Here is a 13,093-nt window from a genome sequence, read left to right on the forward strand (position 1 = left end):
CTGCCTGCTATACCCGGAAATATTTCCTCACCAAAACCATACACTGTGCTAAAGAGCTCTATCAAATTAATCCGCAAAACCCTGTTGTCGCCACTCTATGTGTTTTTCAAAGACAGTCGCGCAGTAGGTATTGTACTCATTGCCTGCACCATTATTTCCATGGTACTGGCCAATTCAGGGGTACAAACGGATTATGTGGGGTTCTGGAACAATTTGTTTGATCCCAACACCGGGCATCACTATCAATACCGCGCGCTCCATCTGCCCAACTCCTACCTGTTATGGATAAACGATGGCATGATGGTTTTATTCTTTTTTCTCGTTGGCATGGAAATCAAACGGGAGCTAACCGTAGGTGAGCTGTCTTCCCTCCGTAAATCTATTCTGCCGGTACTGGCGGCTGTTGGTGGTATGCTATTTCCTGCTGTCATTTTCGCCGTTATCAATAAAAATACATCCTTCACCCATGGCTGGGGCATCCCTATGGCCACTGATATCGCCTTCTCCCTGGGTATCTTATCCCTGCTCGGCAGAAGAGTGCCGGTAGGTCTTAAAATCTTCCTGATGGCGTTGGCCATCATCGACGACCTCGGCGCCATTCTTACTATCGCCATATTTTATACGCCCCACCTGGACGTAAAATACCTGTTGATAGGAGGCGGTGTATTCTTAATTCCACTGTTGCTGAATTTCCTGAAAGTACAACGGCTCATCCTATATTTTATCCCCGGAATTGTGCTGTGGTACTGCCTCTTCAATTCAGGGGTACATGCTACCATCGCCGGGGTATTACTGGCGTTCTGTATCCCACTGGATAAGATATCCGACCTGGTACATGGCTTACATGACCCGGTCAACTTTATCATCATGCCCATCTTTGCACTCGCTAACACCGCCATACAGCTTCCCGCCGATATTGGCGCGGCGCTGCACAACGAAATCAGTTATGGCATCATGGCAGGTCTGGTACTGGGCAAACCATTAGGAATTTTCACCCTGTCGTTTATTGCCGTTAAATGCAAATGGGCGTCCCTGCCCTCCAAAGCCGGATGGCCACAATTATTGGGCGTCGGGCTCATCGCAGGAATAGGTTTTACTATGTCTATTTTTATCTCTTCCCTGGCTTACGGGGAACGTGATTTACAGATCATTGCGATCATTTCTGTGATTGCCGCTTCCCTGCTGGCAGGCATAGCCGGCTTCATTTTTCTCCGCCTCACTAAACCGGTTGGCACTGTTCTTGTAAAGCAACCTTGAGTTAATTTTCGTCGTGCATACTTTGGAAAAAAAGCCAACGTTTCTAAACGTGTATTTTACAGACCATTCAAAAAACACATCTATGAAAAAAGTCGTGTTACTTTTCAGCATGATCGCTGTACTCGCGATACAGGCTAACGCGCAAAAAAGAAGCTACAAAAGCAGCGATCCTTCCAACTATAATACCGCTTTAGGTATTCGTCTGAATCCATGGATAGTCGGATTTACTGTTAAACATTTTATCCAGGGCCCTCATGCCATTGAAGGACTGGTAACTACTAACCACGAACACAGGAATAATGTGACCGTTACCGGGTTATACGAATACAACTGGAATATTGGTGTACCTCAACTCGTGATGTATGCCGGTGGTGGCGCACATATCGGCTTCTACGACCGTCGCGATTATGACTGGGATCGTTATGTAGAAAAAGGTAAAGGTACCTATGTATCACCCGGACTGGATGGTATCATTGGTATTGAATATACCTTCAAGAAATTTCCTTTAAACATCAGTGCTGATCTGAAACCTTACGTACAGTTTGTTGGACCTACCAACTACATGGGTGAGGAGATCGGCGGTGTGTCTGCCCGGTTTGCTTTCTAAACCCGCTGACCACTTCATTACAAACGGATCATGAGGCAAGCATGGTCCGTTTTTTTATGTTCCCTATTTTGAAGTAATTTTATTACATGAAAATCTTCTCTGCCGCCCAAATCCGCGAGGCCGATGCCTTCACGATCGCCCACGAGCCTGTCAGCAGCGCTCAACTGATGGAAAGGGCCGCCGGCAAATGCGCGGCGTGGCTGGAAGAACATTATGCTCCCCGTTACCCTATATATATTTTTTGCGGAAAAGGAAATAATGGGGGAGATGGATTAGTAATAGCCCGCCTGTTGCTCGATCGTGGCTATAAGGTCAGCACCGGCATATTGCAATACAGTGCTCAGGCCAGCGCCGACCACCAGCTGAACCTGGAAGCCCTGCAACAGCAATACCCTGCCAGCTTGTATGCCATAGGCGATGTGTCAGATATCCCTGCCCTCCCCCCCGATGCGATCATCATAGATGCTATTTTCGGTACTGGTATGAGCCGGCCCATAGAAGGATGGCTGGCGGGTGTGGTACATCATATCAACGGACAGCGCGGCAAACACACCATCGTTGCAATAGATATGCCTTCCGGGCTCCAGGCCGATGAAAGCAGCGTACAACAAACGGTGATACAAGCACATCACACGTTGAGCTTTGAGTGTTATAAACTCGCATTCCTGCTCCCGGAAAATGCACCGTATACAGGAGAAGTACATATACTCCCGATAGGGCTGCATCCGGACTATATAACGCATACGCCTACACGCTATTTACTCACCGATCCGGATATTATCCAAACTATTTATCAGCCCCGTAATCCCTTTGCCCATAAGGGTACTTACGGACATGCGCTGCTTATAGCCGGGAGCTATGGTAAAATGGGCGCCGCGGTGTTGAGCGCCAGGGCGTGCCTGCGCGCCGGGGTGGGACTGCTTACCTGCTATGTGCCGCAATGCGGCTATAACATCATGCAGCTCAGCGAGCCCTGTGCCATGTGTATCACGGATGACGATCCGCATTACAGCCTTCATTTTCATCGCAGCATTAACACCGCCACTTACAAAGCGATTGGTATAGGCCCCGGGCTGGATACCCAACCGGGTACTGCCAAAGCGCTGGAACATTTGCTGGATAACTGTCAGCGGCCAATGGTCATTGATGCCGATGCACTCAATCTACTTTCCGTATATCCGTACCTGTTATACAAGGTGCCGGCAGGCTCTATACTTACGCCTCACCCCAAAGAATTTGAGCGGCTGTTTGGCGCTACTCCCAACGAAGTAGCACGCCTGGAATTGTTATCTCAACAGGCAGTCAAACTACAGGTGTATATCCTGCTCAAAGGCCGGTATTCCGCCATCGCCTGCCCGGATGGCGCTGTCTATTTCAATAACACCGGCAATCCCGGCATGGCCACCGGTGGCAGCGGTGATGTGCTCACCGGTATACTTACCGGCTTGCTGGCACAGGACTATAGCCCTAAAGCCGCTGCTATCCTAGGCGCCTGGCTGCATGGGTTTGCAGGCGACCTCGCCGCTGCCCACCTGTCGCAGGAAGCCATGACCGCCGCCGACATCATACAATGGCTCGGAAAAGCTTTCCTGGAAGGCATTTGACCCATTCCCTGCTGTCACCATAGCAATATGGTCCGACGGATCCCCATCATATAATCATTTTTCCCACTCCAAGGTTATTTTTTACGCCCAAATCCTTGCTCATGGCGAAGGTGTTTAATATTTTTTCGGACGCTCTACACAATTAATAATTTATGTTTTATATTCATTTGAAATATTTTTTTGAGAATCCTATAATTTTTTAATTCCTAAACTTTTTTGTCAACCAGTATTAATAAATTTCGCGTACATGAGTATAGTTTATCTCGTTCCATGTTTTGGATTATTGGCTTTGCTATTTACGGCTGTTAAAAGCGCCTGGGTTACACGACAGGAGGCTGGCAATGAAAAAATGAAAGAGATAGCGCAGCATATTGCTGAAGGGGCTATGGCATTTCTGAAAGCTGAGTATAAAGTCCTTATTTACTTTGTTATCATCGCGGCCCTACTGTTAGGCTATATGGGCGCAACGCATGAAAATTCACACTGGTTTATTGCCCTCGCCTTTGTGGTAGGCGCCGTATTTTCGGCTACTGCCGGCTTCATAGGCATGAGGATCGCTACCAAAGCCAATGTGCGCACTGCGCATGCGGCCCGTACCAGTCTCGCCAAAGCACTGCAGGTATCCTTTACCGGCGGTTCTGTAATGGGTATGGGTGTGGCCGGCCTGGCAGTACTGGGGCTCGGATCATTATTTATTATATTGAAATCATACTTTGGCGCTGCTGCCAATACAGCTGAAATGATTAAAACCATTGAAGTACTCACCGGGTTTTCACTGGGGGCCGAAAGTATCGCCCTGTTTGCCCGCGTAGGTGGTGGTATTTATACCAAAGCAGCCGATGTGGGCGCCGACCTGGTAGGTAAAGTAGAAGCAGGCATTCCTGAAGACGATCCCCGCAACCCTGCTACCATTGCCGATAACGTAGGCGACAACGTGGGAGACGTAGCTGGTATGGGCGCCGATTTGTTCGGTTCCTATGTGGCTACAGTGCTGGCTACCATGGTGCTTGGCTCTGAAACCGTATCACATGACTCCTTCGGAGGCATCGCTCCCATACTCCTGCCGATGATAATTGCCGGCGCCGGTATCATCTTCTCTATTATCGGTACCCTGTTTGTAAGAATCAGCGATAGTGCCGGCCTAAATACCGGCGTGGTGCAGAAAGCATTGAATATGGGCAACTGGGGCTCCATCGTCTTAACGGCGATCGTTTCCTACTTCCTGGTAAACTGGATCCTGCCCGATAGTATCATGACGCTGCGTCATCACGAATTTACCCGCGGACAGGTGTTCGGCGCCATTATGATAGGTCTCACGGTTGGTACTTTGATCAGTATCATTACCGAATATTATACCGCCATGGGTAAACGCCCGGTAAAATCTATCATCCGTCAATCCGCCACAGGTGCTGCTACCAATATCATTGGTGGTTTATCGGTAGGTATGGAATCTACCATGCTGCCTATCCTGGTACTGGCCGCAGGCATTGCCAGCTCCTTCTCTATGGCAGGTTTATACGGTGTAGCCATTGCAGCTGCGGGTATGATGGCCACCACAGCTATGCAGCTGGCTATCGATGCCTTCGGTCCTATTGCGGATAATGCTGGTGGTATTGCCGAAATGAGCGAATTACCGAAAGATGTAAGGGAAAAAACAGATATCCTCGATGCCGTAGGTAACACCACTGCCGCTACCGGTAAAGGTTTTGCCATTGCTTCCGCAGCCCTCACCGCACTGGCGCTCTTTGCTGCCTTTGTGGGTGTGGCAGGCATTCCGGGTATCGATATCTATAAAGCGAATGTACTGGCCGGCTTATTTGTAGGCGGTATGATTCCATTTATTTTCTCCTCCCTCGCCATTGCCGCTGTAGGTCGTGCTGCAATGTCCATGGTAGAAGAAGTACGCCGCCAGTTCCGCGAAATTCCCGGTATTATGGAAGGTACCGGCAAACCGGAATACGACAAATGCGTGGCCATTTCAACCAAAGCCTCCATTCGCGAAATGATGCTGCCCGGCGCTATTGCCCTCATCGCTCCCCTGCTGGTAGGTTTCCTGGCCGGCCCGGAAGTGTTGGGCGGATTCCTGGCCGGTGCTACCGTAAGCGGTGTACTGATGGGCCTCTTCCAGAACAATGCCGGTGGCGCCTGGGACAACGCTAAAAAATCGTTCGAAAAAGGCGTGGAAATCAACGGCGAAACCCATTACAAAAAATCTGAGCCACATAAAGCCTCGGTTACCGGCGATACGGTAGGTGATCCGTTTAAAGATACCTCCGGTCCTTCCATGAACATCCTCATCAAATTGATGTCGATTGTGTCTCTCGTGATTGCCCCTACCCTGGCAGAGTTGTACCATACCAAGGTACCCCCGGTACCTGTTACCACTAAAACTGAAACGGTAAAACCAGCTGCTAAAGCGCCCGACGCCAAAGCCACTGCCTACCTCCTGAAGAAATAAGGTGTCATTACGCACAGAAAAGCCCGTCAGCTGAACACTGACGGGCTTTTTATTTAAACCCTTTGCCTCCCGGAATCCCCCTTTCTTTTTAAAAACAAAAAATTCATTTGGTAGTTAATATTATTCGTTTACCTTTGTACTGTAATTAATTTTATTACAGATTAAGCATCTGTATTTTTTATCTCCATAACTGTAATATTTATTATAACAATTTAAACAATCGGCTGTTAAAAGCTGTAATAACTAATCATCCTAAAATAAAAAGTCATGAAAGTAGCGATTATCGGAGCATCTGGATTTATAGGTACTGCTATCTTAAACGAAGCCCTGAACAGGGGACACGAAGTAACGGCCATCGTTCGTAACCCGGAAAAAATCACGGTAAAAAATGCACATCTTACTGTAAAAGCCGCGGATGCAACAGATGAAGCAGCACTGGTGCCACTCTTCACCGGTAACCAGGCGGTTATTTCTGCCTATAGCGCACATGATACGGATACTTATGTGAAAGCCATCAACGCCATTATCGGCGCTACTAAAAAAGCAGGTATTAAACGCCTGATCGCTGTTAGCGGAGCAGGTAGCCTGGAAATCGCCCCCGGCGTACAATTACTGGATACCCCCCAGTTTCCGGCCGAATGGAAAGCGGGTGCTACCGCCACCCGTGAAGCTTTTTATGTAATCAGGCAGCAAAATGACCTCGACTGGACCGTTATAAGTCCCGCAATGATGATCGCTCCCGGCGAACGTACCGGTAAATTCCGTTTGGGCAAAGATCAGGTGGTATTCGATGAGAAAGGGGAAAGCAACATCTCTACAGCTGACTATGCGGTTGCCCTCATAAACGAACTGGAACAACCTCAACATATCAAACAACGCTTTACTTTAGCGTATTAACAGGCTGGCCCAACAGGACTTCCTCCTGTTGGGCTATTGATGAATCTTACTGGGACTTATCCCAAACTTCTTACGGAAGGCACTACTGAAATGCTGGGGAGAGGAATATCCTGCTTCCAGGGCAATGGCCGACAATGGCAACCTGCCCTCCCTTATCAGCTCCCTCGCCAGCTCCAGCCGGCGGTCATTGAGATAACCGAATACGGTATTATCAAAAACGGCTTTAAAGCCCGACTTCAGCTTAAATTCATTTAATCCCGATTTACGGGCCAGGTCTCCCAGGCTCAACGGCTGCTGTAAATGCTGTACCAGCAAGTCCTTCGCAAAATGTAACTTCTCTACATCAGACACAGATACTTTAGGACGCGCCGGAACAGACCGCAACTCCGCCGACTCTATCTGCTCACATTGCAAAGCCAGCAACTCCAGCGCCTTCGACTGCAGGAAAAGTTTCTTCAATCCGCCCTGAAAGCGGCATTGCCGCACCTCTTCCATAATCAGTTGCATACGCGGCGTAATGCGGGGATTAAACTTGTCGGTCAACGTAGTAGTGCGATTGCCCGCAATATTGTTTGCCAACCCATCCAGCACCCGCCCATTATTTTCCGCCAGCTGCAGGAACTTCTCCGGCAAAAAGGATAACCCGAAAAACAACATATCCCGCTGCTTCTTTACCCCGGCCGATTCCGCCTCACAGGGACTATACATCAGGTTATGCTCCAGGCTCCGGAACTTGAAATTATTGGAAAATCCATCCAGGGTAGTGGTAATATCTCCCCGTTCCATGAACAACATCATCACCCTTGGCTCATGGAAATCCGACAAAATATGAATGTTCTCATACACATCGGCAGTACAGGCGGCAATTGCAATGCCATCAAAACAAAACTCCTGGAAATTGGCAGCCCCAAAAGGATGCCTCACTTCCTGGGTTTGTTCTACGATTGCCTGGTTACGGTATTTCTTGAAATCAAAGGGCGTTTTCTCTGATAACAGTACCTGGTTGGCATCATCCGTAATAACTATGCCCATAAAATAATCCGTTTCGTATAAGTATTTATCCGTTTCGTGTAACAGTCATATGGGATAACTAGCGCAAATTTGCGTAAAAATATTCCGAATATTTAAAATAAGTACTTTATGCTGGGAATATTCCGTACCAATATTACAACTGTTCAGGATAGAAACCATGTGATTAGCGCCATTTCCTCACAATTCAATGTTAAAGATTGTACGCTGGACCTGGAAGACTGTGACCGGGTATTACGGGTGGTAAGCCTTCAGTCAATGGCTGAACAGACCATCATTGATTTCGTTACCAGGCTTGGATTTTACTGCGATATACTCGACTGATCATACCAGGCAAGTTACCTTGCTACACTGCCGGCGACCGGATAAATAGCTTATCCGCGCCGGCAGCTTTTTTCTATTATAAAAAAAATAATTTATTGCCGTAGGGGTACAATATTTTTGCCACGTCTTATTTACGTGCTGGAAAATCAGCACGCATATTTTACCAAACCGGACTTAATTTTTATGAAAACTAAGGCGACCCTGTTGCTGTCACTGCTGCTGCTAATGCTGGCGGGACAAACAACGACTGCTCAGCAGCAACGATATACCGTAAGCGGCTATGTTAAAGACAAACAAAACGGAGAAAGCCTGGTAGGCATCTCCATCGGTAAAAGCGGTACCACCATCGGTACTGTTACCAACCAGTACGGCTTTTATTCATTGACGCTTCCTGCCGGAGAACATGAAATACAATTCTCCTATATGGGCTACGCTCCTTATAAAGCTACCGTTAAACTGACAAAAAACACGACTATCGATGTAAGCATGGAAGCTACCAGCAGCCAGCTCAACGTGGTAACGGTAAACGGCCAGAAACAGGAAAGAACAGTGAATACACTTAATACCAGTATCAATAAACTGGATATTCAGCAAATGAAGAAAATGCCCACCTTCATGGGTGAAGTAGACGTACTCAGGGCTATCCAGACCCTCCCCGGCGTAAATACCGTAGGAGAAGGCTCTTCGGGGTTCAACGTTCGCGGCGGTAACAGCGATGAAAACCTTATCCTGCTCGATGAAGCCCCCGTATATAATTCTACCCACATGCTCGGGTTCTTCTCCGTATTCAACCCGGATGCTGTGAAAAGCCTCAACCTCATCAAAGGTGGGTTCCCGGCGGAATATGGCGGCCGGACTTCCTCTGTACTCGATATCCGCATGAAAGATGGTAATAACCAAAACCTCACCCTCAACGGCGGTATCGGTAACATCTTTAGTCGCCTTTCGGTAGAAGCTCCCATTGTAAAAGATAAAGGCTCCTTCATCGTGGCCGGCAGAAGATCCTATATCGACCTGCTTATGAAACCCTTTGTAAAAGGAGATATGAAGGATACCAAACTCAATTTCTACGACCTTACCGCCAAAGCCAATTATAAATTCGATAAAAATAACTCCCTCTTCGTAAGTGGTTATTTCGGGAGAGATGTATTCGGCTTCGGGAAAGACGTAAATATGAACTGGGGCAACAGTACTGCCACCGTACGTTGGAACCACGTTTTCACCAACCGCCTGTTCCTCAACCTCACCACCTACTATAGCAAATACGACTATAGCCTGAAGTTTACCAACGACTCCAAGAAAAAACCAGGAGAAGTGGAACAAGCTTACGACTGGACTTCCAACATCATCAACTACGGACTGAAACCTTCCTTTACTTACTATATCAATTCCTCCAACAGCCTGCATTTCGGCGTACAGGGCATTTACTATACCTTCAAACCAGGTACAGGTACCAGCACCAACGATGGCGATGTGCATGTGAAGAAAATCACGGATCAGCATGCCTTGGAATCAGCCGTATACATCGATCATGAATACAAGCCTTCTAAGAAATTTGGTATCCAGTACGGCGGAAGATTATCAGCCTATCAATTTGTTGGTACCGGTAACGCTTACATGTATGCTGATACCACGCCTGGCATCCGCAAAAGACTGGTCGACATCAAACAATATGGCTCCAATGAACTGATAAAAGGCTACTACTATTTCGAACCCAGGATCAGCGCCAGGTATGCATTCTCCGATGAGCATGCCGTAAAGGTGGCCTATAGCAGAACAACGCAGTTCATGCACCAGCTCTCCAATACCGCTTCTCCTACCCCACTGGACATCTGGACGCCCAGCACCAACAATATCAAACCAATGGTAGCTGATCAGTATACTGCCGGATACTTCTACAATGCGCCCAACGATGCCTACGAACTGTCGGCCGAAGTATTCTATAAAACCACCGATAACCAGGTAGATTATATCGATAATGCCAACCTCCAACTCAACCCGTTGATTGAAGCAGACCTGCTGCCTTCACAGGGACGTGCCTACGGCCTGGAGCTTTATGCGAAAAAAGATATTGGTAAAACCACCGGTTGGGTAAGCTATACACTGTCACGCACCGAAAGAAAAACACCCGGTATCAGCATGAATGAATGGTTCCTGAATCGCTATGATCGTACACATAACCTGAACCTCGTGTTAACGCATACCTTCACCAAACGGACTTCCCTGTCGGCCAACTGGGTATTTGCCTCCGGCACTCCAGGCACTTTCGCCGACAACAGGCTGGAATTCCAGGGCTGGGATATCCCTTACAACAGTACCGAAAAACGTAACAATTACCGCTTACCTGCATACCATCGCCTCGACCTGTCTATGACGCTTAAAGGCAAACAACTCAAGCGCTGGAAAGGTGAATGGGTGTTCTCCCTGTACAACGTATATGGCCGCAGAAATGCATATACCATCTACTTTAAACAGAATGAAGACGATCCTACCAAACGCGAAGCTACCCGCCTCTCTATCATAGGATCTATCATTCCTGGTATCACGTACAACTTTAAGTTCTAATTGTCCAAAAAATTCAATCAGATGAAAAAATCATTGTTGTTTATATTGTCGGCAGTCGTAGCAGGATTAACCGCCTGCGAAGACAAAATCGATCTGAACATCGCCAAAGGCACCTCTTACCCCGTGCTCGACGCCTGGATTACCACCGAAACCGGCCAGCAAAACATCCGGTTTACGATGTCTGTTCCTTACACAGATGATAACCCAGCTCCCATCATTGATGACGCTACTATCACACTAACAGACCTCACCACTGGTACTTCCTACCCGTTTGTATTTAAAGATAAAATGTATAGCTACGACGCTACCAGCAAGCCTATCGGCGTAGTTGGACATGCCTATAAACTGCACATTCAATATAAAAATGAAACCTTCGATGCTTACGACAGTATCAAGAGAGTACCGCAAATAGATTCTATCACCTACGAGTTCAAGAAAAAAGAAGAAGCGCTCAGCGGTAAAGAAGGCTACTACGCAAAGTTCTATGCCAAAGATCTGGCCGGTGGCACCGACTACTACTGGATTCGCTCCTATCGCAATGATACGCTCAAACGGCTGGAAGACAACTTCTCCGTAGACGGATCTTTCGATGATGGCGTAGCAGATGGTATCCCCTTTATCCTTCCCCTCCAGGAAGGTATAACGGACTACAAGAAACCATTCCTGGCGAATGAAAAAGTAATTGTCCGGTTATCTTCTCTCACTTATGCCAGCTACGAATTCCTCAAACAGGTAAACGACCAGGTAAATGCTGGTGGCTTGTTTGCCAAAGTGCTGGAAAATGTGAAAAGCAATGTGGAAAATACAACAGCTAACGGCAAGGTAAGGATACTGGGCCGCTTTGGTACCTCCGCTGTAAGTAAGGCAGAGAAAACGATTATTAAGTGATTTTTTGACACAGAAAACAGAAAGCCCCCCACGCTTACCGCCTGGGGGGCTTTCTGTTTTCTGCTTTATTCCTTATCTTCAGTAGCACAAACCTGCTACGTATGCCTCCCGACCTGATTTCATATGCCATCCCTGGATTTGTGCTCCTGATATTGCTGGAGATTATCTTTACCACCATCGATAAAAAGCACCTGTACCAGCCCAAAGATGCCCTGAGCAGCATTGCCATGGGACTTGGCAACGTATTCATCGGATTGTTTACCAAGGCCGTTATTTTTAGCATTTACCTGGCAATTTACCAGTTACGGCTTTTTACCCTGGGTTTTACCTGGTGGGCATGGATACTCTGCTTGTTTGCGGATGATTTCAGCTATTACTGGTTCCACCGGTCCAGTCACACCATCCGTTTCTTCTGGGCTTCTCATGTTATCCACCATTCCTCCCAAAAGTATAACCTGGCTACTGCGCTGCGGCAAAATTGGACCGGCAATCTCACAGGTACCTTCGTTTTCTGGCTGTGGATGCCGCTCATAGGCTTCCACCCGGTGATGGTGATGAGCATGCAGGCTATCAGCCTTATTTATCAGTTCTGGATACACACGGAAGTTATCAACAAACTTCCTGCACCTATCGAGTACATTTTTAATACACCCTCTCACCACCGCGTTCACCATGGCTCCGACCTCGATTACCTCGATCGTAATCATGCCGGCATCCTGATTATCTGGGACCGTATGTTTGGTACGTTTACTGCCGAAAAACAGCGGCCCGTGTACGGTCTTACTAAAAATATACATACTTACAACCCCTTCCGGATCGCTACGCACGAATGGATAGATATCTGGAAAGACCTGCGACAGTCCCATTCCCCACGGGAAGCCTGGCATTATATCTTTGATGCACCAGGTTGGAGTGCCGATGGTAGCCGCAAAACCACGCGGCAACTGCGCCAACAGCCACCGCCTGCGGAATAAGAAAAAAATGCAGAAATATTTGGCATTTACGAAAACTATCGTACATTTGATTACGAAGATATTCGTACAACAATAATCATCTTTAATTATCATCGTTTTGAAACAGATCCGGCCTACAGAAAGTGAATTGGAAATTCTGGGTATACTTTGGGAAAAAGGCCCCAGCACCGTTCGTGAGGTACATGATATCTTATCTCAAACGAAAGATGCCGGTTATACCACTACCCTGAAACTGATGCAGATTATGCATGAGAAAGAACTGCTGCAGCGCGATACCAGCAGTAAAACCCATGTATACACTGCCGCCATTTCACAACAAACAACGCAGCAACAGCTATTGAATAAAATGATAGATACTGTTTTTGGCGGTTCGGCCTCCCAGCTGGTTATGCAGGCCCTGGGCCAGCATAAATCATCTGAAGAAGAACTGGATAAAATCCGTCAGTATCTGTCGGACATGGAAAAACAACAAAAGAAAAACAGGTAAATC

Annotated in this window: 11 protein-coding genes; 10 read left to right on the forward strand and 1 reads right to left on the reverse strand. The window is 47.4% G+C overall.

The window, feature by feature from the left end; all coding sequences use genetic code 11:
* Nucleotides 1–45: 45 nt before the first annotated feature.
* From nhaA to HGH91_RS21640, 5 genes are all read left to right on the forward strand, one after another.
* Entirely contained in the window at nucleotides 46–1,257 is a 1,212-nt protein-coding gene (nhaA, locus tag HGH91_RS21620) for a Na+/H+ antiporter NhaA (protein WP_317166847.1), read from the forward strand.
* Between the two features lie 82 nt (nucleotides 1,258–1,339).
* Nucleotides 1,340–1,864, forward strand: coding sequence for a hypothetical protein (locus HGH91_RS21625; RefSeq protein ID WP_145674966.1), 525 nt, complete (start codon nucleotides 1,340–1,342; stop codon nucleotides 1,862–1,864).
* A gap of 86 nt (nucleotides 1,865–1,950) precedes the next feature.
* Nucleotides 1,951–3,468 carry an NAD(P)H-hydrate dehydratase gene (locus tag HGH91_RS21630; protein ID WP_168740881.1) on the forward strand — a complete coding sequence of 506 codons (1,518 nt, stop codon included), beginning with the start codon at nucleotides 1,951–1,953 and terminating at the stop codon, nucleotides 3,466–3,468.
* 247 nt (nucleotides 3,469–3,715) lie between these two features.
* Nucleotides 3,716–5,926, forward strand: a complete 2,211-nt coding sequence (locus HGH91_RS21635; protein WP_168740882.1) for a sodium-translocating pyrophosphatase — start codon at nucleotides 3,716–3,718, stop codon at nucleotides 5,924–5,926.
* A gap of 267 nt (nucleotides 5,927–6,193) precedes the next feature.
* Nucleotides 6,194–6,823 carry an NAD(P)-dependent oxidoreductase gene (locus HGH91_RS21640; RefSeq protein ID WP_168740883.1) on the forward strand — a complete coding sequence of 210 codons (630 nt, stop codon included), beginning with the start codon at nucleotides 6,194–6,196 and terminating at the stop codon, nucleotides 6,821–6,823.
* 33 nt (nucleotides 6,824–6,856) lie between these two features.
* On the opposite strand, the gene HGH91_RS21645 is transcribed toward HGH91_RS21640, so the two are convergent.
* Nucleotides 6,857–7,855 (reverse strand): helix-turn-helix transcriptional regulator, encoded by a 999-nt coding sequence (locus tag HGH91_RS21645; protein WP_168740884.1) that lies wholly within the window; start codon nucleotides 7,853–7,855, stop codon nucleotides 6,857–6,859.
* A gap of 108 nt (nucleotides 7,856–7,963) precedes the next feature.
* On the opposite strand from HGH91_RS21645, the gene HGH91_RS21650 reads away from it, so the two are divergent.
* The 5 genes from HGH91_RS21650 to HGH91_RS21670 all read left to right on the forward strand — a co-directional run bounded on the left by HGH91_RS21650 (nucleotide 7,964) and on the right by HGH91_RS21670 (nucleotide 13,090).
* Entirely contained in the window at nucleotides 7,964–8,176 is a 213-nt protein-coding gene (locus HGH91_RS21650; RefSeq protein WP_145674960.1) for a hypothetical protein, read from the forward strand.
* Nucleotides 8,177–8,359: 183 nt separating this feature from the next.
* A complete protein-coding gene (locus tag HGH91_RS21655) occupies nucleotides 8,360–10,741 on the forward strand; it encodes a TonB-dependent receptor (protein WP_168740885.1) in 2,382 nt (793 codons plus the stop codon).
* A gap of 21 nt (nucleotides 10,742–10,762) precedes the next feature.
* On the forward strand, nucleotides 10,763–11,629 hold the full coding sequence (locus HGH91_RS21660) for a DUF4249 domain-containing protein (protein WP_168740886.1): 867 nt from the start codon (nucleotides 10,763–10,765) through the stop codon (nucleotides 11,627–11,629).
* Between the two features lie 101 nt (nucleotides 11,630–11,730).
* Nucleotides 11,731–12,603 (forward strand): sterol desaturase family protein, encoded by an 873-nt coding sequence (locus tag HGH91_RS21665; protein WP_168740887.1) that lies wholly within the window; start codon nucleotides 11,731–11,733, stop codon nucleotides 12,601–12,603.
* A gap of 97 nt (nucleotides 12,604–12,700) precedes the next feature.
* The gene (locus HGH91_RS21670; protein WP_211092384.1) at nucleotides 12,701–13,090 is read left to right on the forward strand and encodes a BlaI/MecI/CopY family transcriptional regulator; all 390 of its coding nucleotides are present in this window, start codon (nucleotides 12,701–12,703) and stop codon (nucleotides 13,088–13,090) included.
* Nucleotides 13,091–13,093 lie beyond the last annotated feature (3 nt).

Source organism: Chitinophaga eiseniae, assembly GCF_012641265.1.
Taxonomy (GTDB): Bacteria; Bacteroidota; Bacteroidia; order Chitinophagales; family Chitinophagaceae; genus Chitinophaga; species Chitinophaga eiseniae_A.